Source organism: Pedobacter sp. CG_S7 (assembly GCF_040544395.1).
Lineage (GTDB): Bacteria > Bacteroidota > Bacteroidia > Sphingobacteriales > Sphingobacteriaceae > Pedobacter.
Window position 1 is genome coordinate 61,083 of sequence record NZ_JBEONS010000011.1, and the last position, 23,335, is coordinate 84,417.

Annotated in this window: 21 protein-coding genes; 7 read left to right on the forward strand and 14 right to left on the reverse strand. The window is 39.0% G+C overall.

Annotation, left to right across the window (positions count from 1 at the left end; genetic code table 11):
• The first annotated feature begins 2 nt into the window (after positions 1–2).
• From AAKU52_RS08225 to hmpA, 6 genes are all read left to right on the forward strand, one after another.
• The gene (locus tag AAKU52_RS08225; RefSeq protein WP_354332173.1) at positions 3–1,133 is read left to right on the forward strand and encodes a lipid A deacylase; all 1,131 of its coding nucleotides are present in this window, start codon (positions 3–5) and stop codon (positions 1,131–1,133) included.
• Positions 1,134–1,192: 59 nt separating this feature from the next.
• The gene (locus tag AAKU52_RS08230; protein ID WP_354332175.1) at positions 1,193–1,762 is read left to right on the forward strand and encodes an RNA polymerase sigma factor; all 570 of its coding nucleotides are present in this window, start codon (positions 1,193–1,195) and stop codon (positions 1,760–1,762) included.
• A complete protein-coding gene (locus tag AAKU52_RS08235) occupies positions 1,743–2,474 on the forward strand; it encodes a hypothetical protein (protein ID WP_354332177.1) in 732 nt (243 codons plus the stop codon). Before AAKU52_RS08230 ends, AAKU52_RS08235 begins: the two co-directional genes overlap by 20 nt.
• A 51-nt stretch (positions 2,475–2,525) precedes the next feature.
• Positions 2,526–3,341, forward strand: a complete 816-nt coding sequence (locus AAKU52_RS08240; protein WP_354332179.1) for an outer membrane beta-barrel protein — start codon at positions 2,526–2,528, stop codon at positions 3,339–3,341.
• A gap of 153 nt (positions 3,342–3,494) precedes the next feature.
• Positions 3,495–4,490, forward strand: coding sequence for an ABC transporter ATP-binding protein (locus tag AAKU52_RS08245; RefSeq protein ID WP_354332181.1), 996 nt, complete (start codon positions 3,495–3,497; stop codon positions 4,488–4,490).
• 118 nt (positions 4,491–4,608) lie between these two features.
• The gene (gene hmpA, locus AAKU52_RS08250; RefSeq protein ID WP_354332184.1) at positions 4,609–5,820 is read left to right on the forward strand and encodes an NO-inducible flavohemoprotein; all 1,212 of its coding nucleotides are present in this window, start codon (positions 4,609–4,611) and stop codon (positions 5,818–5,820) included.
• Positions 5,821–5,946: 126 nt separating this feature from the next.
• Here hmpA and AAKU52_RS08255 read toward each other — a convergent pair whose 3' ends face one another.
• The 14 genes from AAKU52_RS08255 to atpD all read right to left on the reverse strand — a co-directional run bounded on the left by AAKU52_RS08255 (position 5,947) and on the right by atpD (position 22,192).
• Entirely contained in the window at positions 5,947–6,363 is a 417-nt protein-coding gene (locus tag AAKU52_RS08255) for a hypothetical protein (RefSeq protein WP_354332186.1), read from the reverse strand.
• A gap of 54 nt (positions 6,364–6,417) precedes the next feature.
• Complete coding sequence (gene ilvA, locus AAKU52_RS08260; RefSeq protein WP_354332188.1) at positions 6,418–7,668, reverse strand: threonine ammonia-lyase IlvA; 1,251 nt, start codon at positions 7,666–7,668, stop codon at positions 6,418–6,420.
• Between the two features lie 2 nt (positions 7,669–7,670).
• Positions 7,671–9,179, reverse strand: a complete 1,509-nt coding sequence (locus tag AAKU52_RS08265) for a 2-isopropylmalate synthase (protein WP_354332190.1) — start codon at positions 9,177–9,179, stop codon at positions 7,671–7,673.
• 10 nt (positions 9,180–9,189) lie between these two features.
• Positions 9,190–10,281 carry a 3-isopropylmalate dehydrogenase gene (leuB, locus tag AAKU52_RS08270; protein ID WP_354332192.1) on the reverse strand — a complete coding sequence of 364 codons (1,092 nt, stop codon included), beginning with the start codon at positions 10,279–10,281 and terminating at the stop codon, positions 9,190–9,192.
• Entirely contained in the window at positions 10,278–11,741 is a 1,464-nt protein-coding gene (locus tag AAKU52_RS08275; RefSeq protein ID WP_354332194.1) for an ATP-binding cassette domain-containing protein, read from the reverse strand. Before AAKU52_RS08275 ends, leuB begins: the two co-directional genes overlap by 4 nt.
• Before the next feature lie 5 nt (positions 11,742–11,746).
• Positions 11,747–12,334, reverse strand: a complete 588-nt coding sequence (gene leuD, locus AAKU52_RS08280) for a 3-isopropylmalate dehydratase small subunit (protein ID WP_354332197.1) — start codon at positions 12,332–12,334, stop codon at positions 11,747–11,749.
• A gap of 11 nt (positions 12,335–12,345) precedes the next feature.
• Entirely contained in the window at positions 12,346–13,764 is a 1,419-nt protein-coding gene (gene leuC, locus AAKU52_RS08285; protein ID WP_354332199.1) for a 3-isopropylmalate dehydratase large subunit, read from the reverse strand.
• A gap of 23 nt (positions 13,765–13,787) precedes the next feature.
• Positions 13,788–14,858 carry a ketol-acid reductoisomerase gene (ilvC, locus tag AAKU52_RS08290; RefSeq protein ID WP_354332201.1) on the reverse strand — a complete coding sequence of 357 codons (1,071 nt, stop codon included), beginning with the start codon at positions 14,856–14,858 and terminating at the stop codon, positions 13,788–13,790.
• A gap of 54 nt (positions 14,859–14,912) precedes the next feature.
• Positions 14,913–15,533 carry an acetolactate synthase small subunit gene (gene ilvN / locus AAKU52_RS08295; protein WP_354332203.1) on the reverse strand — a complete coding sequence of 207 codons (621 nt, stop codon included), beginning with the start codon at positions 15,531–15,533 and terminating at the stop codon, positions 14,913–14,915.
• Positions 15,534–15,540: 7 nt separating this feature from the next.
• Positions 15,541–17,280 carry a biosynthetic-type acetolactate synthase large subunit gene (gene ilvB / locus AAKU52_RS08300; RefSeq protein WP_354332205.1) on the reverse strand — a complete coding sequence of 580 codons (1,740 nt, stop codon included), beginning with the start codon at positions 17,278–17,280 and terminating at the stop codon, positions 15,541–15,543.
• 31 nt (positions 17,281–17,311) lie between these two features.
• Positions 17,312–19,009 carry a dihydroxy-acid dehydratase gene (gene ilvD, locus AAKU52_RS08305; RefSeq protein ID WP_354332207.1) on the reverse strand — a complete coding sequence of 566 codons (1,698 nt, stop codon included), beginning with the start codon at positions 19,007–19,009 and terminating at the stop codon, positions 17,312–17,314.
• Positions 19,010–19,015: 6 nt separating this feature from the next.
• Positions 19,016–19,906 carry a branched-chain amino acid transaminase gene (locus tag AAKU52_RS08310; RefSeq protein WP_354332209.1) on the reverse strand — a complete coding sequence of 297 codons (891 nt, stop codon included), beginning with the start codon at positions 19,904–19,906 and terminating at the stop codon, positions 19,016–19,018.
• 514 nt (positions 19,907–20,420) lie between these two features.
• Positions 20,421–20,663 (reverse strand): ATP synthase F1 subunit epsilon, encoded by a 243-nt coding sequence (gene atpC / locus AAKU52_RS08315; protein WP_354332212.1) that lies wholly within the window; start codon positions 20,661–20,663, stop codon positions 20,421–20,423.
• 23 nt (positions 20,664–20,686) lie between these two features.
• Complete coding sequence (gene atpD / locus AAKU52_RS08320) at positions 20,687–22,192, reverse strand: F0F1 ATP synthase subunit beta (protein ID WP_354332214.1); 1,506 nt, start codon at positions 22,190–22,192, stop codon at positions 20,687–20,689.
• A 182-nt stretch (positions 22,193–22,374) separates the two neighbouring features.
• Here atpD and AAKU52_RS08325 point away from each other — a divergent pair, with 182 nt between their 5' ends.
• Complete coding sequence (locus AAKU52_RS08325; protein WP_354332216.1) at positions 22,375–23,304, forward strand: SDR family oxidoreductase; 930 nt, start codon at positions 22,375–22,377, stop codon at positions 23,302–23,304.
• Positions 23,305–23,335: the final 31 nt, after the last annotated feature.

Consider the following 23,335-nt stretch of genomic DNA (forward strand, 5'->3'; position numbering starts at 1 on the left):
TGATGAAAACATCACTACTTACGCTAAGTTTTCTAATGTTGGTGAATATGGCTTTTGGTCAATTCAACCAATCGGCGCTTGAAAATCGTATTCGTCCAGATAGTAACGCTGTTGGCGAAGTTCATTTTAACTTTTATAATTTCAATTTCGTTAGAAATTACGAGTATAGCAACGAGTTTCACGATGGTTATACTTTATATGGCACACAGTTGCAGCCACAATTGGTTTATCATGCAAATAAAAACCTGGCTATTACTGCCGGGGCTTTTATCAGGAAAGATTTCGGTGATAATGGTATTTATAAGGCTAAACCTTTATTTAGTTTAAAGTATCAAAAACGTAACCTTAGTCTCATTTTTGGTAACCTGGAAGGTGGTATCCACCACAGATATATTGAACCCTTATTTGATTTTGAGCGACAAATTACTGATCCTGTAGAATATGGAACACAACTGTTGGTGGAAAAGGAGAATTTTAAACTGGATGCCTGGATAGCCTGGCAGCACATGATTTATAAAGGCTCGGCAGCAAAGGAAGAAATTCTCGGCGGACTTTCTACTGAAACCACCATTTCCAGCTTTAATGGCTGGAAGTTTAGTGTTCCTGCACAATTCCTGGTTTACCATCAGGGTGGACAGATTGATGTTTTAAAAGACATTCCTTTAACTACTTTGTTTAATGGTGCCACGGGTTTTAAATTGCATAAGGTGATGGCGCTGCCGATCAAAGATATTTATACCGATAACTACGTGGCGGTATATAACGATTTCTCCGGTGATAAAAGACGTGCTTTTCAGGGCGGCTTTGGCTTGTGGCTCAATGCCGGCATAGAAACTACTTTTGGTAGTCTTGTGGCTTCTTACTGGAAAGGAAATAAATTCATTTCTATAAAAGGTATGCCACTTTATGAGTCGGTATCCAATAATTTATATAATACTGGTTTTACGCAACAGCACAGAAATATTCTTTCTCTACGCTATGCCTACCAGAAAGCGTTAATCCCGAACCTTTATCTCGATGTACGTTTGGAACCCCATATTGATCTTGATCATTCGGATAAACAACTTCAGTTCAACCATTCTTTCTTTCTTACTTATAAGCAGGACATAAAACTCTTCAAGGTTAAAAAATAATTTAACGGTGCTGCAACCTTTCCTGCTCTTTTAACATCTTCATTAAACCAAACAAACAAATGAAGTTGACAAAAACCTATACTATAAACGATTTGATGGAGGGCTGCAAGGCTGGCGACCAGAAGATGCAGGAGTTGTTGTATAAGCAAACTTCGGCTAAAATGTTCGCTCTTTGTCTGCGCTACGCTAAAGACAGGATGGAAGCTGAGGATTCCTTACAAGTGGGCTATATCAGGGTTTTCCAAAAAATAAAGGATTATCGTGGTGATGGCTCTTTTGAAGGGTGGATAAGGCGCGTTATGGTTAATACCGCCATTGAAAGCTATAGAAAAAACTTGCGGAATTTGAACGTTGTACCGCTGGAAGATGCTTATGAACAGCCTTCTACTAGTTTCGATTTTAGCAAATTAGAAATGCAGGATTTGCTTAAAATTATTCAACAGCTTTCAGATGGGTACAGGCTGGTGTTTAACATGTACATTATTGAAGGCTATTCACATAAAGAAATAGCACAGACATTAGGGATTTCTGAAAGTGCAAGTAAATCGCAGTTATCAAGAGCCAGAGCAATATTAAAAGAAAAAATCACAAAGATGGAGGGCATGAATTATGCAACATATACAGGATAAAGATTTGGATCAGTTATTTAAAGATAAATTGGGAAATGCTGCAGTACAGCCGCCTGATTTACTTTGGAAAAATATTGAAAAGGAATTAAAACCAAAGCCTAAAAGGAGTAAGCCTATTTTATGGATGGCCGCTGCAATTGCTGTTGTTGCCGTTACGGCGGCATTGCTCTTTAATAAGGAAGCTAAAATTCAATTGCAGGGTAAAGCTGAGGTTGTTGTTAACAGCAAAAAGCCTGCGCAGGTAAAAGATCTGCTGCCCCTACCTATACCAGAGACTAATGCAGTTGTAGACGCACCAGAAGCAGTGAAATTGACTAAAGTTGCTCCAGTACCCTTATCTGAGAGAAAATTAATCGCTATGCAACCTTTAGCAAAGAAAGATCATCTTAATAATAACATAACGATAGCCGAGCCTGTATTAAAGGTTGCTGAACTGCAAATTAAGGCCAATGTTTTACCTGATGCAGCGGTGCTAATTGCCCAGGTAAATACACTCGAAATGGAAACAGCAGCAGCGGTTGTAGAACAGGAGCAAACAGAAAAGAATGGAATTAGGAATATCGGCGATCTGGTTAATTTTGTAGTGGAAAAAGTAGATAAAAGGGAACAAAAGTTTCTGCGGTTTAAAACCGATGATGATGATAATTCGGCCCTGGTGGCCATTAATATTGGTATTATTAAATTAAATGGCAAGAATAAATTAAAGCGTTAATAACAACAAATAAAGCAAAATTTCTAGAATTACATATAAAGCAAAAAATACATGAAGAAGTTAATTATTGCAATACTTTTGGTAAGCGGACTTACCGGAGTGATTTCCCAAAATGCCACCGCACAAAAAGACAGCACAAGCAGTACTAAAGTAAAAGCGCTCGACGTTTCTCTTGGTGGTTTTACGTTTAAAAGTGCTCAGCGTAGCAAACAGGATAGTTTGAAGAACGTTGAAGCTAATAAAGGGCGTTTTATAGGCGGGATTACTTTTACTAGACTTGACCTTGGCTTTTCTAAATTAATAGATAATGGTAGTTTTAATTTATCTCCTGAAAATGAATTTTTAAGCTACAAAGGAATTAAGACTTCCACCATTTCCTTCGATGTGCTTCAGTTTGGCTATCGTTTTAATCCACAATTTAAAGTTTATTTAGCAGGGGGATTCGATTGGACCTTGATCCGCTTAAGAAAAAATATCACTATACAGCAAGGAACCCGCGATTTAGCATTTGTAGAGGAAACCACAAACTTTAGTAAAAACCGTTTTTCAAATAGTTATGTACATATTCCATTAAACTTTGAACTCCGTTCTAAAGAAAATGATAATGGCAAGCGCTTCTATTTTGTTTTTGGTCCGGAGGTAAGCTTTTTGTTAAACGGAAAGGTTAAACAAGTGAGCGATGAGCATGGAAAAGTGAAATATAAAGACGATTATAACTTTCAGTCTTTTAGATATGGTGGTACAGTCCGTCTTGGTTATGGCGGTATAGGTCTCTTTACAAAATATTACTTCAATGATATGTTCGATAGCCCGGCACAAAAAGGATTGAAAAACATGTCGGTTGGTATCACCTTCGGAATGAACTAATAAACTGCATTTTGCCACATCCTTTCCAGATCCTTGGTAGGTCGTTGGTAGGTCTTTTGATTGCGTTAAGGACCTACCAACGACCTACCAAGGACCTGTCAAGGTCCTGGCAATTTTAACCTTAATATAACTCAAAATATATACCTTTACGCGGTGAAGCAACAGGTCATTAGTGTACAGCAATTAACGAAACAGCATCAAAGCACACAACTATCAGGTGTAAAAAATATCAGTTTTGATATTGAAAGTGGGCAGATTGTGGCTATTCTTGGTGAAAGTGGAAGTGGTAAATCAACCTTGTTGAAATGTATCTATGGTTTGTTGAAAGTCGATTCCGGGCAAGTTCTTTTTAATGGAGAGCGGGTTGCAGGCCCAGACGAGCAATTGATACCCGGGCATAAGGATATGAAAATGGTTACACAAGATTTTTCATTGAATATCTATGCCAAGGTATACGATAATATTGCTTCCATGCTTTCGAATACGGATGTGAAGGGAAAGCAAGATAAAACCTTCCAAATGATGGAGCATTTGAATATCGTGCATTTAAAGGATAAAAAAATCACAACGTTAAGTGGGGGAGAGCAACAGCGGGTTGCCATTGCAAAAGCTTTAATCAGCAATACTTCCTTATTGTTGTTGGATGAACCTTTTAGTCAGGTTGATGCTTTATTGAAAAACCAGCTTCGGGCAGATATCAAAAGAATTGTCGCCGATACAGGTGTTACCGTTATTATGGTTTCACATGATCCTGCCGATGGGCTTTTCCTAGCCGATCAGTTGCTGCTGATTAAAGACGGTGAGCTATTACAAAAGGGAACGCCGGCCTTTGTTTATAACCACCCTGCACATGTCTATACGGCACAATTATTAGGTAATGCCAACGCTTTAACTTCAGCAGATGCAGAAAAACTGGGTATAGCTAGCGCAGGTAAAAACGTAGTCTTTTATCCGGAATGGGTTGAACTGAAAAACTCCTGGAATAGCAGGAAGTTTGAAGTGATAGATGTATACTATAAAGGCTTTTACGAAGAGCTTTTGCTGGAAAGAAAAGGTGTGCGCATCAGAGCTATACAATTAAACCGTGGCGAACATCAAAAGAACGACCATATCCAGGCGAGTATTACAAAGGTCTTAAATTTCGATTAATTTCTTGAAAGTCATGCTGCGGCAATATTAGCTCTTCAACTTTTATATTAATAAAGGATGTTTTTGTCTTCTATTATTTTAGTGTACCTTCGGCGCATCAAATTAAGAGAAAATTAAGATGACAAGTGAACAAAAAGAACTTATAACTGCTACTGTACCCGTATTGAGAGAGAATGGTGTTTTGTTAACCACGCATTTCTATAAAAGGATGTTTACCCATAATCCAGAGCTTAAGAATTTATTTAATATGGGCAATCAGCAAAGTGGCAAACAGCAAACTGCGTTGGCGATGGCTGTATTAGGTTATGCAGAAAACATTGCTAATCCCGCTGTACTGTTACCTGTGGTAGACCGTATCGGACATAAACATGTGAGTTTAGATATTCGTCCGGAACAATACTTGATAGTAGGCAAGCATTTGTTAGCCTCTATTAAAGAGGTATTAGGAGCGGCAGCCACTCCAGGAATTATAGATGCATGGTCTGCCGCCTATTTACAGTTGGCTAAATTGATGTCTGGTCATGAAGCTACGCTCTATGAACAGCAAACCATGAAACCAAATGGCTGGACTGGCTGGCGCCCATTTAAAGTAGGGCAGAAGATTGCTGAATCAGCAGAAATTACTTCCTTTTATTTATATCCGGCAGATGGTGGACAAGTGATGCCACATATACCCGGTCAATTTATTAGTATACGCCTATTTTTGCCAGAACTGAGTTTAAACCAGGCTCGACAGTACAGTGTATCGAGCACACCAACACAAGAATATTACCGTATCTCTGTGAAAAAAGAAAAAGGGTTAAAACTGGATACAGGTGGTATCATCAGCAATCGCCTGCATGATTTCATTAACGAAGGTGATATTGTAGATTTAACGGCACCTGCAGGTACTTTCATTCTACCTGAACAACTTAAAGCTCCAGTGATGTTAATTAGCGGAGGCGTGGGCTTAACGCCAATGATCAGCATGTTACAACACTTAGTGGATAAAAACTATTCCTTCCCCATTACCTGGTTGCACGGTTGCCGAAACAGGGCTGTGCACGCATTTAAGGAACAACTTGAAACCATCACTCAAACGCAGGCTAATGTGGCGCAGCATATATTTTATAATGATTTAACAGAAACAGATAAAGAAGCGGGGGTTTTTGAAGGGCATTTGGATATCACTCAAATACCATTACTAACGAGTGACCCGGATACGCTTTATTATTTATGCGGACCTTCGTTTTTTATTCAAAAACAATACAAAGACCTCATTGACCTTGGGGTTGATAAAGAACTTATTTTATTCGAAGAATTTGGCCCGCAATTGCTTAACCTCAACTAGGGAGTAATTTACTGGTTAATTTTAAATTTAGTACTTGATTAAATTAAATTTAACCCTTGTTTAAACAAAATAGAGCGGCAATAACCTCTGGTTATTGCCGCTCTATTTATAAATAGGATTGAAGTATTAGGGGATATAAGTAGATGGAATGATCACAATTTTTGCCTTTATTGCTTTAGTTGGTGCTATTGGCACGGCATTCTGAAAATCAGAACTTTGCAGGTCAATTGCAATACCTCCATTAAATATTTCGTAGCTATAGGCTTGGGTATCAAAAGTGTAAGGCAAAGGGATAGAGCTATTCACGTTTGTAGGGTGTGGCAGGTAAACCAATACACCTTCATCATCTAACGTTACTTGATCAATTTCTTTGATATTCAATGTTGCCGTATAGGTAAACCCATCAGAACTTCTTACCCATTGATTAGGTTGAATATCAATATTGATGGTGCGGTTTGGCGTTTCCTGAATAAATGTTTCTTTTTTGCAAGAACTTAACCCAAGTGTAGCTATGCAAAGGAGGAGTAAAAAGCTTTGTTTCATATAATTATGTTTATTATTTGATAGCAAATATTTTGCCATAAAATATAAACAATGTTATACCAAATATTCGAACAAAGTTTGATCGTTGTTTAATTCAATATATTCAAACTTGAATTCCCTCATTCTTTTCATGAGATCCTCATAGTCTGCGGCTTTTGTCAATTCTATTCCTACCAAAGCAGGTCCATTTTCACGGTTTGTTTTTTTAATAAACTCAAAACGGGTAATGTCATCTCGCGGGCCTAGAACATCGTTTACAAAACGTTTAAGTGCACCTGGTCTTTGCGGAAACCGAACGATGAAATAATGTTTCAAGCCTTCAAAGAGCAGCGATTTTTCTTTGATTTCCTGCATGCGTTCGATATCGTTATTACCACCACTAATAATGCAGACTACCGTTTTATTAACGATCTGGTCTTTTACCTGATCAAGAGAAGCAACCGATAAAGCACCAGCGGGTTCTACCACAATGGCATCTTCGTTGTATAGTTTTAAAATGGTGGTACAGATTTTTCCTTCAGGTATGAGCAACATTTCATCCAACAGGATGTTACAGTGGCGGAAATTTAAATCGCCCACCCTTTTTACAGCAGCACCATCCACAAAGCGGTCTACGGTATCTAAAGTAACCGGTCCGCCATTTTGCAAGGCTTCTTTCATGGAAGGGGCACCCAGGGGTTCAACGCCAATGAGTTTTATATCAGGCTTTACAGACCTAAGATAGCTGCCTACACCAGAAGCAAGACCCCCACCGCCAATAGGCATGATGACCATATCTACAGCCGGCAGGTCTTCAAAAACCTCTACGCCAACAGTACCCTGGCCTTCAATAATCTTGGCATTGTCGAAAGGAGGGATAAAAGTCATTTGATGAGCTTTGGTATAAATTAAAGCTTCCTTCATGCAATCATCAAAAGTATCTCCAACTAAAACAATTTTAATGTTATCGCCACCAAACATTTCCGTTTGCTTCACTTTTTGCTTAGGTGTAATTTCGGGCATAAAAATTACACCCCTAATGTTCAGCTTGTTACAAGAGTAAGCAACACCCTGGGCATGGTTGCCAGCACTTGCACACACCACACCACTAGTCATTTCTTCTTTATTGAGGGTGCTGACCATGTTGTAAGCACCACGCAATTTATAGGAACGCACAATTTGCAGGTCCTCCCGCTTGAGGTAAATATTTGCGTTATACTTTTTAGAAAGGGCGGCATTAAATTCTAAAGGAGTTCTTTTAACGGTATCACTTATTCTCTTTGCTGCTGCAAGGAAATCAAACTCTACTTCTTTGGCTACATTCATTGTTATAAAAATTTATTTATCGCATCCAGATAAGCATTTGCCGAAGCTTTTACAATATCCGTACTAAAACCATAACCGACATAAAATTTGTCATCATGGGCAATCTTCATATTTACTTTGCTGATGTCATCGCTACCGCCATGCATGGCTTGTATGGTGAAGTCTTTAAGTTGAATTGATTTTCCAATAATGCTATCGATGGCTTTAATGGTTGCATTTACAGGTCCATTACCTTCAGCGTTGGCCTCATGTTCTTCCCCATTATATTCCAGTGTGATGTTGGCCGAAGGGGTCAAAGTGTCTCCACACAATACCTGTAAATGGTTCAGTTTATAACCATTTTTATAAGGATCATCCTCCCCGTCGCTCATTAAATAAAGCAAGTCGTCATCAGTAATTTGTTTTTTTGCATCAGCCATTACCAAAAATCGCTCATAAACATGATCGAGGTTAAGGCGGTCTTGTTGATAACCGAGGCGTTCTAAATGGTGTTTCAAAGCATGGCGACCACTGCGGGCGGTTAGGATAATCTCTGCCTGGTTGATGCCAACATCTTCAGGGTTCATGATTTCATAATTCTCGCGGTGTTTTAAAAAGCCATCCTGGTGGATACCCGAGCTATGCGCAAAGGCATTCTGACCAATAATAGCTTTGTTAGGTTGCACAGGCATGCGCATCATCCGGCTCACCATAGCACTCATGTCACTAAAGTGTTTTGTATTTAGGTTTGTATTTAAATTTAAACTGTGGTGGGTTTTCAAAATCATGGCAACTTCTTCCAATGCGGTATTACCTGCACGCTCACCAATACCGTTGATGGTACATTCAATTTGGCGGGCACCATTGATAACCCCAGCTAAAGTATTGGCTGTAGCCAAACCTAAATCATTATGGCAATGCACAGAAATGATAGCCTGGTCAATATTTTTTACATTTTCTTTAAGGTAAAGGATCTTTGCGCCATATTGTTCTGGTAAACAATAGCCATTGGTATCAGGAATATTTACCACTGTAGCACCAGCAGCAATAACGGCTTCCACCATTTGAGCCAGAAATATATCATCGGCACGACCGGCATCTTCAGCATAAAACTCAATGTCTTCTACAAACTGCTTAGCGTATTTAACCGCTTCTACAGCACGCTCAAGAATTGCTTCCCTGGTGCTGTTGAATTTATATTTAATGTGCATGTCTGATGCACCAATACCAGTATGGATGCGTGGTCTTTTGGCAAACTTTAAGGCTTCAACAGCGGCATCAATGTCTCCTTTATTTGCTCTGGTTAAGGCACAAATGATTGGATTTTGAACCGCTTTTGAAAGTTCTACCACACTTTGAAAATCGCCTGGACTGGAAATAGGGAAACCGGCTTCAATAACATCAACACCCATTGCTTCTAAAGCTTTAGCTATTTCAATTTTCTCATCGGTTGCTAATTGACAACCAGGTACTTGTTCGCCATCACGAAGGGTGGTGTCAAATACATAAACTCTATTTGGATCGTGTAACATATTTCTTGAATTATTGGGTATTTGTGGTTTGTGCAATAAACTTTAAAACGAGCTGGCCCATTTCTTTAGTGCCCAAAACTTTATAAGGGTTAATGGTCTCATCCGCAATGTCATCGGTACGGAAACCTTCTTTTAACACCTGATCTACGGCATCAATGATAACTTTAGCTTCCTCCTTTAGGCCGAAACTGATTTCTAACAGCAGTGCCGCAGATAGGATAGAGGCTAATGGGTTGGCCAGGTCTTTACCGGTAATGTCATGTGCTGAACCATGTATGGGCTCAAAAAAGCCAGTACCATCCCCAATAGAAGCCGAAGCGAGCATACCCATGGATCCAGCAATTTGCGAGGCTTCGTCAGTTAAAATATCACCAAAGAGGTTTGCTGTTAAAACAACATCAAAACGCTTAGGATCTTTAATCAACTGCATGGCTGCATTGTCGATAAACATGTGTTCGGTTTCCACTTCAGGATATTGTTTTGCAATTTCCTGCACTGTTTCTCTCCAAAGTCTTGAACTCTCCAATACATTGGCTTTGTCTACAGAACACAATTTCTTTTTGCGTTGCATGGCGGCCTGGTAAGCTTTGTGGGCTATTCTTTCTACCTCATAGCGGTGGTAAATCATTAAATCGGAAGCTGTATTACGGTCTTCTGAACGAGTTTTCTCCCCAAAATAAACATCACCTGTTAATTCCCTGAAGAACAGAATATCAGTGCCTCTTAAAATATTCGGTTTAATACTAGATGCATTCAGCAACTCGTCAAACAATAAAATAGGGCGCAAATTAGCATATAACCCTAGTTCTTTCCTGATCTTTAGTAGACCTTGTTCAGGTCTTACTTTTAGGGAAGGATCATTATCATATTTTGCATGACCGACCGCACCAAAAAGGACGGCATCGCTATTTTTTGCTTTTTCTAATGTGTCATCTGGTAAAGGGTTTCCAGTAAGTTCTATGGCCGCGTGGCCCATTGGAGCTTCGTCGAATGTAAATTCGTGACCAAAGGCTGCAGCAATTTTCTCTAAAACTGCTTTACCCCAGGTCGTAACTTCTGGCCCTATACCATCACCGGGTATAACTAATATATTTTTTTTCATGTCGTAATTTCCTGTTCTAATAACTGTCCAATATTGGTTGCAACGCCGTTATTTAAGCTTAGCCGATGTTCTATACAGCCAGGTAAACGGTTTTCAAAATGGCCTACATAAATTAAAGACCTGTTTGTTGTACACAATACATCAACTAAATTGTTGAATAAGTTGGTTTGTTGCTGGTCTAACCCCTGACAAGGTTCATCAAGAATTAGCAATGGTGGATTTTTAATAATTGCTCTGGCTAAAAATGCCAGTCGCTGTTTCCCTAATGGAAGTTGCGTTAATAAGCTGTGTTCTTCGGCAGCTAAATCTAGTAGCTCCATTAACTGTATAACTTTTTGGTTTTGTTCTGCACTTACTTTTCTAAATAGTCCTGCAGTATCAAAAAAGCCAGAGGCTATGGTTTGAAATACAGTTGAAGCGGGTTCAAAAAACCACTGCAATTCTGGAGAAATGAAGCCAATATTCTTCTTAATGTCCCAAATGCTTTCTCCGCTGCCTCTTCTTTTACCAAACAAGTAAATTTCATTCGCATAGGCTTGTGGGTTATCGCCAGTTAATAAACTCAATAAAGTGGATTTTCCATACCCATTGGGTCCTTGCAATAACCATTTTTCTCCTTTTTTAACCGTCCAATTGATATGATTAAGGACTATTTTTTCGCCATATTGTATGTTTACGTTAGTAAGTTTTACCAATTCTTGATTTTCAAAAAGTGGTGTATTTAAAAACGCAGGTAGCGTTATGTTGGCCTTAACAGCGTTAGGAATTTCTACATCACGTGTTAAAGAAGTACTGAACTTGCCATTTGCTAATTTTGCAAAATGGCGGATACAGGAAGGTTCATTTCCATCATTACTGATGAGGATGAGCTGCATACCACCTGCACAGGCCTGGTTAATTAACGTGTTTAAATTTTGACGGGTTTGCGCGTCTAAACCGGTATAAGGGTTGTCTAGTATCAATAATTGTGGCTGCAATAGTAGCGCTTTACTTAACTGAAGTTTTTTATGTTCGCCGCTCGATAACTGAATTAAAGGAGCATCCTTTCGGTGTAAAAGGTCGAAGGACTGCAAAATAGCCATGCCATTTTGTTCCATTTTTCCTAAAGTTTTGCAGTAAGCACTGATCTCTTCCCAAACCGTATTACAATCTTCTGCTTCAGTACTGTTGTAGCGTTGCTGGTAATAAAAATTAGCTGTGCCTTGTTTATCTTTAAAAGGAAACCATTGAGCTACAAATAACGTCTTTGGAGTTAAATTACCCCTGTAATTTATCTCTAAAGATCCGCTGGTATGTATTAAGCCGGCTATTACTTTTGCCAAAACTGTTTTTCCACTGCCACTGGCACCTGTTAATAACCAGTTTTCTCCTTTATTAATTGTCCAGAATAGCTCAGCCCATACCACATTTTTGCGGAAATTTATACTAAGGTTTTCTATATGGACAAAAGGTTCAGTCATTTTATTTAGCTATTTTTCTTTTCGAAAATCTCGATGGCATCTTTCTTATTAAGTATAAAATCGATATCGTCATAACCATTCAATAAGCATGATTTTTTATAGGCATTGATTTCGAAGGATTCGTTTTCCAGTGATGACTGCAGTTCGACAACCTGCTCTTGCAAGTCGACCAATAATTGTGTTTCAGGATCTCTGGCAATAGCTAAGAAAATTTTCTGTAGGAAAGTGTCAGATACTTGTATTGGCAATAAGCCATTATTCAAAGCATTTCCTTTAAAAATATCAGCAAAAAAGCTGCTGATGATGACTTTAAAGCCATAATCCTGTATTGCCCATGCGGCATGTTCTCTGCTGCTTCCACAACCAAAGTTTTTGCCAGCAACCAATATTTCGCCTTTATACAAAGGATTGTTTAAAACGAAGTCAGCTCTTTTTTCACGATTATTGTCATAACGCCAATCGCAAAACAAGTTTTCGCCGAAACCTTCGCGGGTAGTGGCTTTTAAAAACCTTGCAGGAATAATTTGATCAGTGTCAACATTTTCATTTGGCAAGGGCACCATGGTGGAAGTTAATTTTACAAATTTTTTCATCCTGTTCTTTTTTAAGAAACCTCAACAGTTTCCTTTAATAAATCCCTTACGTCAGTAATTTTTCCTGTTATTGCAGCAGCTGCGGCAGTTAAAGGACTAGCCAAAAACGTGCGGGAGTTAGGGCCTTGCCGGCCCTCAAAGTTTCTGTTGGAAGTAGAAACACAGTATTTTCCTGCAGGAATTTTATCTTCATTCATTCCTAAGCAAGCACTGCAACCAGGTTCGCGCAGTTGAAAACCTGCAGCCTCAAATACTTTATCCAGACCTTCTGCAATGGCCTGTTGTTCAATTTGTTTAGAACCAGGAACAATCCATACAATTACGTTTGGTGCTTTTTGTCGGCCTTTTACAAATTCGGCTACCTCACGCAAGTCTTCCATGCGTGAATTGGTACAGCTACCAATGAATACATAGTCGATAGGTTTACCTAACATTAAGGCATCACCTTCTAAACCCATATAATCTAAAGCTTTTTGAAAAGAAGGTTGCTCAGAAATTGCTTGTTGAGCAGTTGCAGGAATGTGTTGACTAACTCCCATACCCATACCTGGGTTAGTACCATAGGTAATCATGGGTTCGATAGCTGCGGCATCGAAACTTAAAACTTTATCAAATTTCGCATCAGGATCACTAAATAATGTTTTCCAGGAAGCCAATTCTTTAACCCAAGCATCACCTTTAGGGGCAAATTCTTTACCATTTACATAATCGTAGGTAATTTGGTCGGGAGCAATTAAGCCACCCCTTGCACCCATTTCAATGCTCATGTTGCAAATGGTCATGCGCGCTTCCATGCTCAGCTTTTCAATAGCCGAACCAGCATATTCAATAAAATAGCCGGTACCACCAGCAGCAGAGATTTGGGCAATAATATATAGAATGATGTCCTTGGCAGAAACACCTTTGCCAAGTTCTCCGTTAACTTCAATTTTCATGGTTTTAGGTTTTTGCTGCAATAAACATTGCGTAGCTAATACCTGTTCAACCTGGGAAGTGCCTATCCCAAAGGCGATGCAACCAAAAGCACCGTGCGTAGAAGTGTGACTATCGCCACAAACAATAGTAGCACCCGGTAAAGTGATGCCTAATTCTGGACCGATAACATGTACTATACCCTGAAAAGGGTGCCCTAAGCCATAAAGTTCTACGCCAAATTCAGCGCAATTTTTAGTGAGCATATCTACCTGATAACGGGATAACTCCTCTTTAATAGGTAAATGCTGATCTAATGTTGGCACATTATGATCTGCCGTGGCAACGGTTTGTGCTGGTCTGAAAACAGGCAAGCCTCTTTTACGTAAACCATCAAAAGCCTGCGGACTTGTCACTTCATGAATGAAGTGCGTGTCGATGTATAAAATATCAGGGAAACCCTCGTCGCTTTTAACGACGTGGGCATCCCAGATTTTTTCAACTAATGTTTTTCCCATAAGGGTTTAATCTTAAATTGTTATTAAGCTTGAGTTTCTTTTGCTGCTGCTTGGTTTTCAGGACGTAAACTACGAACTGTTTTACCTGCCTGCCATAATTCGCTTTCACGAAGTTCTGCCAGTTCTGCATTTAATTTCTCACGGTAATCAGGCTGACTGTTAGAGTCAATAGAACGTTGAGATTCTTTACCTGTTGCTACACTTTCATATAATTCTTCAAATACAGGTTTAGTTGCATCCCTGAATTTTTTCCACCAGTCTAAAGCGCCACGTTGAGCAGTAGTAGAGCAATTTGCGTACATCCAGTCCATTCCGTTTTCTGCTACTAAAGGCATTAAACTTTGTGTTAATTCTTCAACAGTTTCGTTGAAAGCCTCAGAAGGAGAGTGGCCATTGGCACGCAATACATCATATTGTGCTGCGAAAATACCCTGGATACAACCCATTAAAGTACCACGTTCACCAGTTAAATCACTGAAAACTTCTTTTTTGAAATCTGTTTCAAATAAATATCCACTACCCACAGCGATACCTAAAGCAATTACCCTATCGTAAGCTTTACCAGTTGCATCCTGAAAAATTGCATAGCTGGAGTTTAAGCCACGACCTTGTAAGAACATGCGGCGTAAGGAAGTACCAGAACCTTTAGGAGCAACCAAAAACACATCCACATCAGCAGGAGGGACAATACCAGTTTGCTCATTGAAGGTAATACCAAAGCCATGAGAAAAATATAAAGCTTTACCTGGAGTAAGGTGTTTTTTTACAGTTGGCCACAATTCAATTTGTGCTGCATCACTTAATAAATAGCAAATGATGGTACCACGTTCTAAGGCTTCTTCGATTTCGAAAAGAGTTTCGCCGGGTACAAAACCATCAGCAATGGCTTTATCCCATGTTTTAGAGTTTTTACGTTGACCAATGATCACATTAATACCATTGTCTTGTTGGTTTAGCGCTTGACTAGGACCTTGAACACCGTAGCCAATAATTGCTACCGTTTCTTTACTTAATACTTCCTGGGCTTTTGCTAATGGAAACTCTTCACGTGTAACTACATTTTCTTCTTTTCCGCCGAAATTTAATTTTGCCATAATTTTGTTATTGGTGTTATTGATTGGTTTTTAAAAAGTAATAAGCAGTGCTTATTACATGGTAAATACATTTTCTTGTTTATTCAGGAATTCATTTTCGATAACATCCTGTCCTGGTTCTTTTCTTTCAAACTCTCTAAGCTTGGCATTAAAACCTTCGCTGTCTTTGATAATGGCCACACGGGCACTTCTTACAAATTCTATTAAGCCAAAAGGCTGCAATATTTTTATAAGTTTATCGGTTTCTTCACGGTGGCCAGTTGCTTCAAAGACGGTATAATCTTTACGGATTACGACTACTCTTGCCCCATTTTCACGAAGTAAGCGTTCCACTAATACTTTTTCTACTACAACATCTGTAGGCAATTTATACAAAGCCATTTCCTGCCAGATGATATCTTCATTGGTATTATAGTACACTTTAAGCACTTCGATCTGTTTTTCAATCTGACGGGCAAGTTTGCGTACCACCTCTTCCGTTTCTTGGATTACGATATTGAAACGATGGATATGCTCAATTTCAGAAGGGGAGGTGTTTAAGCTTTCAATGTTTATCTTTCTTCTGGAAAAAATAATAGCGATACGGTTTAATAAACCGATCTGATTTTCAGTATATACCGTAATGGTAAATTCCTGTTTGGCGTTAGCCGGGTCTATATCATTTATAATGCTCATGATCGTATTATTTAAGTCTGATTTCGCTTACGCTGCAGCCTTGTGGAACCATAGGGAATACATTGTGTTCTTTAGCAACCATTACTTCTAAAAGATAAGATCCTTTATGGTTGAGCATGGCGTGGAGAGCAGGAACAAGGTTTTCGCGTTCTACAACTTTCTGACCAGGTATATAATAGGATTCTGCAAGTTTTACAAAATCTGGGCTGGTAATATCCACAAAAGAATATCGCCTGTCGTTAAATAATTGTTGCCACTGCCTCACCATGCCAAGGAATTGGTTATTCAGGATCATGATTTTAACATCTACGCCAAACTGCATAATGGTACCTAATTCCTGTAATGTCATCTGAAAACCGCCGTCACCTATAATGGCTACAACGGTACGATTTGGGGCGCCAAATTTAGCTCCAATAGCTGCAGGGAGACCGAAACCCATGGTACCTAAACCACCGCTGGTTACATTGCTGCGGGTATTATTAAATTTTGCATAACGACAAGCCACCATTTGATGCTGGCCTACGTCGGTAACAATGATTGCTTCACCTTTAGTTAAAATATTCAATTGATGAACAACTTCGCCCATGGTTAACTCACCGGTTGTGGGGTTAAGTTCTTTTTCGATTAAAGTTTCATATTCTATTTTCTCGAAAGCTTTAAATTCTTGCAACCATGCTTCATGGTTTCCAGTTTCAACTAACTTTGTTAATAAAGGAAGGGTTTCCTTACAATCTCCCCATACGGGAACATCAGCTTTAACGTTTTTATCAATTTCTGCCGGATCTATATCTAAATGAATAATTTTCGCCTGTTTTGCATATTTATCTAAACGCCCCGTAACGCGGTCGTCAAAACGCATGCCGATGGCTATTAACACATCGCAGGAGTTGGTTTGAACGTTAGGTCCATAATTACCATGCATGCCAATCATTCCTACATTTAAAGGGTGGTCTGTTGCAATGGCACCAACACCAAGGATTGTCCAGGCAGCAGGGATACCACTTTTCTCTACAAAAGCCTTAAATTCAAGCTCAGCTTCACCTAATAAAATACCTTGTCCGAATAAGATTAATGGTTTTTTTGCACTGTTGATTAAAGCAGCGGCTTTTTCCACATATTCTTTTCTAACGTTTGGCTTAGGTCTGTAGCTGCGGATATGATCACAAGGAATATAGCCTTCATAATCAAATTCCTGCAATTGTGCATTTTTAGTGATGTCAATTAAAACAGGTCCCGGGCGGCCAGTCCTGGCAATATAAAACGCCTTAGCCAAAATGGCAGGGATTTCTGTCGCATCCGTAACCTGGTAATTCCATTTGGTTACTGGAGTAGTGATATTGATGACATCGGTTTCCTGGAAAGCATCAGTTCCAAGTAAACTGGCGTATACCTGACCAGTTATACATACTAATGGCGTGCTGTCAATTTGAGCATCTGCTAATCCAGTAACGAGGTTTGTAGCACCTGGGCCGCTGGTTGCGAAAACAACACCAACTTTTCCAGAACTGCGGGCATACCCTTGTCCTGCGTGAATGCCACCTTGCTCATGTCTCACCAAAATATGGTTTAACTTTTCTTTGTAATCATACAAAGCATCATATATCGGCATAATGGCGCCGCCAGGATAACCGAAAATAGTTTCCGTTCCTTCAGCAATTAATCCCTCTAATAAAGCTACGGAACCTGTAACCTTTGTGGTTTTCAAAGACTCGGTTAAGGAAGGTGCTTCCGTTTGTGCTATATTCATTTTATTGTAATTAAGATGTTTGTCAATTTTGTTAATCCGTGTAGGCATCCGTTACGCAGCCTTCACTTGCATTACTTACTTGTTTCATGTATTTATAAAGGACACCGCTTTTGACGGGTGGAGGGAGTTGTTTCCATTCCGCCCGGCGTGCCGCAAGTTCTTCATCGCTAATGTTGAGTTGCAGTGTGTTATTTACTGCATCAATGGTAATGGTATCATTGTCTTTCACCAGACCTATGTTTCCACCATCCCAGGCTTCTGGGGTAATGTGACCCACAACAAAGCCATGAGTACCACCAGAAAAACGGCCATCAGTAATCAAGGCAACAGTTTTTCCTAAACCAGCACCAATAATGGCTGAAGTAGGTTTCAGCATTTCAGGCATGCCAGGAGCACCTTTAGGGCCTACCTGTCTAATCACAACCACATCGCCTTTGTGCACCCTACCACTTTGAATACCGGCAATTAATTGTTTTTCACCGTCAAATACTCTTGCCGGACCTTCGAATTTTTCGCCTTCTTTGCCACTTATTTTAGCTACAGCACCTTTTTCTGCAAGATTTCCATAAAGCATTTGTAAGTGCCCTGTCGCTTTTATAGGGTGTGTAACGGGAAGAATTACTTTCTGCTGATAAAAATCTAAATCTACCGCATCGGCTACATTTTCTGCCAGGCTTTTGCCCGTTACTGTGAGGCAATCGCCATAGATCAAGCCTTCTTTTAATAAATATTTTAAAATGGCAGGAACACCACCAATTTCATGGACATCCTCCATTAAGTACTCACCGCTAGGTTTTAAATCAGCAAGGACTGGGGTTTTATCACTTATTTTTTGGAAGTCTTCTAAGGTTAAGGTAATACCAACCGATTTAGCCATTGCAATTAAATGCAATACGGCGTTGGTAGAACCACCTAAAATCATCACTGTTACTATGGCGTTGTGAAATGCCTTTTCCGTCATGATTTGCGAAGGAAGGATGTTTTTTTCTAACAACACCTTGATGGCTTTACCAGCATCTAAACACTCCTGTTTTTTGTTTTCACTCAATGCAGGATAAGACGAACTATAAGGTAAACTCATGCCTAATGCCTCAATGGCTGAGGCCATGGTGTTAGCGGTATACATACCACCACATGCACCGGCACCCGGACAAGTGTGACGAATGATACCTTGATAATCTTCTTCAGAAAGCTTACCTGCCATTTTCTCTCCTAAGGCTTCAAAAGCAGAGACAATATTTAAAGCTTTTCCTTTATATTTTCCGGAGTGTATACTTCCACCGTAAACCATTATTGCAGGTCTGTCTAAACGACCCATTGCCATAATAGAACCAGGCATGTTTTTGTCGCAGCCCGGTAAAGCGATTACCGCATCATAATATTGTCCGCCACAAATGGTTTCAATGGAATCAGCAATAACATCCCTGGATACCAAAGAATAACGCATGCCATCGGTTCCGTTAGACATGCCGTCACTCACGCCGATGGTGCCGAAAGTTAAACCAACCATTCCGTTTTTCCATACGCCATCTTTAACAATTTTAGCTAAATCATTTAAATGCATATTGCACGTATTGCCATCATAACCCATGCTGGCTATACCTACCTGTGCTTTATTAAAATCTTCATCTTTAAGGCCAATTCCATACAACATAGCTTGTGCACCAGGTTGTGTTGGATCTTGTGTAAATGTTTTGCTGTAGCGGTTGATTTCGATTGTTTCTGACATGTTATATTATATAATTACTTCGTAATTCTGTTTTTCTAAGACTAAACTTTTGTAGGTACGCTGTATTGTTGCACCAAGGCTATCTTGCCATTTCATTGGGAGCACAATTTCTTCTACAGCATTGATACCCGCAATTTCAGTAGCAGTGCCACAAAAGAAAGCACTATCTGCATTCATTAAATCTGCTACTGTTAATACCATTTCCTGGCATTCAATGTCCAGTCGTTGACAAAGTTGCATTACTGTAGTTCTTGTAATTCCTGGTAAGATATGTCCAGCTGGTGGCGTATAGAGCGTTCCGTTTTTTTCTATAAATATATTGGCACCGGGAGCCTCTGCAATGTTATTGTTCATGTCCAATAGTAAGGCTTCATTAAAGCCACGTTTTTTAGCTTCGGTGGAAGCCAAAATAGAATTGACATAGTGAGCACTTATTTTGGCATCAATAGGTATAGATTTTGGATTAGGGCGTTGGTAACTAGAGATACCTACATTTAATAATTGATTACCAAGATAAGCTTCCCAATCCCAGGCACAAATCATAATAGATACTCCTGTGGGTTCGGAAAGAGACATGTTTGGTGCACAATACACTAAAGGACGTATATAGGCATCTCTTAAGTTATTTAATTCCAATACCTTATATGTTTTTGAGATCAGTTCATCAATATCCCATTGAAAGGGTATGTTGACCAATTCGCAGGAACGTTTTAGTCGTTCAAAATGATCCTTAGCTTTAAAAACACGGGTTCCGTTATGCGTGTTATAAGCCCTGATACCTTCAAATGCAGCGTATCCATAGTGTAAAGACTGGCTGTATAAATCAGTATTGGCTGTTGTTGCCTTAACGAATGATCCGTTTAAATAAACTACTGTTTTATCATTGAAGTATTGCATGGTTTCCCGTATTTTTTTGTTATTGTGTTATCACTAAAAAAGCGCCTCTGTTGGGAGGCGCTTTTGTTTTATTAAATACTAATTTACAGCGCCTTGTACTCCTGAATTAACAGCAGTAGATTTAGGTTGATAATGACAATATTAACGCTTGTAAGTGAAGTATTCATTTTGTGGTTCCGTTTATTAAATTCTATAAAACCAATTTAGTTTTTGGTATGCTGAATCGCAATAGCTGAGTGAATTAAATTTAAAAAAAATTTAATTTGGAAGAATGGCTTTAATTATTTCTTTAATTTCGCTAAAGGAGCGTTTTAAATACTATTGACGGTATAAAATAGACCAAATATGATTTTGGTATTCGGTATAGTTGTTATGCTAACATATTACTTTTGAAGTAATTCGGCGTAAAAAGAGGAGTTGGAGCAAAATACTTTTAAAATATTCAATTTTTTGACAAAAAAAATAGCCCTCCTGATCTTGATCAGGAGGGCTATTTTTTTTAAAAAATTAGCGATTAAGCAACACCTTCGGCTAAAACAATAATCTTGTTTTTTAAAACCTCGACAACACCACCTTTGATTACAAAAGTTTGTTCGTTGGTTTTGCTTTTAATAATTACTGGTCCGTCTTCTATAGTAGAGATGATTGGTGCATGGTCATGTAGAATCTGGAATGAACCCATGGTACCAGGTACTGTAACCGCAGTTACTTCACCTTCGAAGACTTTTTTATCTGGTGTTAAAATTTCTAATGTCATATATATAATGATGTACGCTACAATTAAGCGTTTGCTTCAGCTAATATTTTCTTACCTTTTTCAATTGCTTCTTCAATACCACCTACAAGGTTAAAAGCTGCTTCAGGGTATTCATCAACTTCACCATCCATAATCATGTTAAATGCTTTAATGGTTTCTTTGATGTCTACTAATACACCTTTTAATCCAGTAAACTGTTCAGCTACGTGAAAAGGTTGAGATAAGAAACGTTGTACACGACGAGCACGGTGAACCGTTAATTTATCTTCTTCAGATAACTCATCCATACCCAGAATAGCAATAATATCTTGCAATTCTTTATAACGTTGTAATATTTCTTTAACACGTTGTGCACAGTTGTAATGTTCGTCGCCTAAAACTGCAGGAGACAAGATACGAGAAGTAGAATCTAATGGATCTACTGCAGGATAGATACCCAGCTCAGAAATTTTACGTGAAAGTACAGTTGTTGCATCAAGGTGAGCAAATGTTGTTGCCGGAGCAGGGTCAGTTAAATCATCTGCAGGAACGTAAACGGCCTGAACTGATGTAATTGAACCACGTTTGGTTGAAGTAATACGTTCTTGCATTAAACCCATCTCTGTAGCCAAAGTTGGTTGGTAACCTACTGCAGAAGGCATACGACCTAAAAGTGCCGATACTTCAGAACCCGCTTGTGTAAAGCGGAAAATGTTATCAACGAAGAAAAGAATGTCTTTACCTGCGCCCTCACCTTCACCATCACGGAAATATTCAGCAACAGTTAATCCAGATAATGCAACACGAGCACGTGCACCAGGAGGTTCGTTCATTTGACCGAAAACCAAGGTAGCTTTAGATTCTTTTAATTTTTCTGTATCAACTTTAGATAAATCCCATCCGCCTTTTTCCATTGAGTGAAGGAATTCTTCACCATAGTTGATTACACCAGATTCGATAAACTCACGTAAAAGGTCATTACCTTCACGAGTACGCTCACCTACACCGGCAAATACAGAAAGACCAGCATGTGCTTTAGCAATGTTATTAACCAGTTCCATGATCAATACGGTTTTACCTACACCTGCACCACCAAATAAACCGATTTTACCACCTTTTGCATAAGGCTCTAATAAATCGATAACTTTAATACCTGTAAAAAGAACTTCAATTTCAGTAGATAAATCTTCAAATCTAGGCGGAGCATTGTGGATTGGTTTGCCGTTAGTTTTATCAATAGTGTTAATTCCATCAATAGCGTCACCAACAACATTGAATAAGCGACCTTTAATTTGCTCACCAACGGGCATTTTAATAGGTGCACCAGAATCCAATACATCCATGCCTCGAACTAAACCATCAGTAGAGTCCATTGCAATTGCACGAACGCGGTCTTCACCAAGGTGCTGCTGAACTTCTAAAACGATCTTTTGTCCGTTTTCTTTTTTAATCTCTAAAGCCGAGAAAATTTTAGGTAAGTGAGCATCAATAGCAAAACTAACGTCAACTACCGGTCCTATAATCTGCGCTATTTTTCCAATGTTAGGCATATATTGTTTTGGGTAAAATTATAAATGTCAAAATGTTAAAGGCTATTTTACAACCTGTAATTTGGTTCGCAAAGCTAAGAGTTTTCCGCCTATAATTTATATATAAATAAAAAGTTTTTCAACAGATTTTTTATTGATACTTTAGTCAGTGTAAAAACAAGAAATAAAAACGTTAAAGATAAATGAAAACCATACTGGTAACGGGTAGTAATGGCCTTTTAGGTCAGAAAATTACCGAAAGAATATTATCCAACAATCTATTCCATTTAGTTGCAACTTCCAGAGGAGCAAACCGTTTTCTATCGCAGCAGGGTTATATTTATGAAAGTATGGATATTCTTGACCCCTTAAATGTTCAGGCTGTTGTTGAAAAATATAAACCAGATGCCATTATTCATACAGCGGCGATGACCAATGTAGATACTTGTGAAGATAACAAGGAAATGGCTTACGCGCTGAATGTTGGTGCCGTAAAAACATTACTCTCGATTTGCGAAGCCCAACAAATACAATTTATTCATTTATCTACTGATTTTATTTTTGATGGTGCTGCGGGTCCTTATGATGAATTGGCTAATCCTAACCCATTGAGTTATTATGGAGAAACCAAAGTGGAAGCAGAAGAGTTGGTTAAAAAAGCTTTATGTCCTTGGGTGATTATTAGAACTATACTTGTTTATGGCGTTTTAGCTGATATGAGCAGGAGTAATATTGTGCTTTGGGCAAAGGCTGCACTTGAAAAAGGGGAGGCAATAAACGTGGTGAACGACCAGTGGCGTATGCCAACCCTGGCTGAGGATCTTGCCACTGGCTGTTTACTGGCTGTTGAGAAAGGTGCCCAAGGTATTTATAACGTGTGTGGTAAGGATATGATGAGTATTGTTGAACTGGTAAAGCGTGTGGCTGCTTATTGGAGCCTGGATACTAGTCTTATTAGAGAGGTGAATGGTGATAGTTTAAATCAAAATGCACGCAGACCGGCCAAAACCGGATTTATCCTCGATAAAGCTATTAATGAATTGGGGTATGAGCCACATAGTTTCGAAGAGGGCATTAATTTGTTAGTACAGCAAATAAATAATATTCAAAAGCATAAAATGAGAGTTTCTTGACCTAAGCGTTAAAACACCCACTTATATTTAC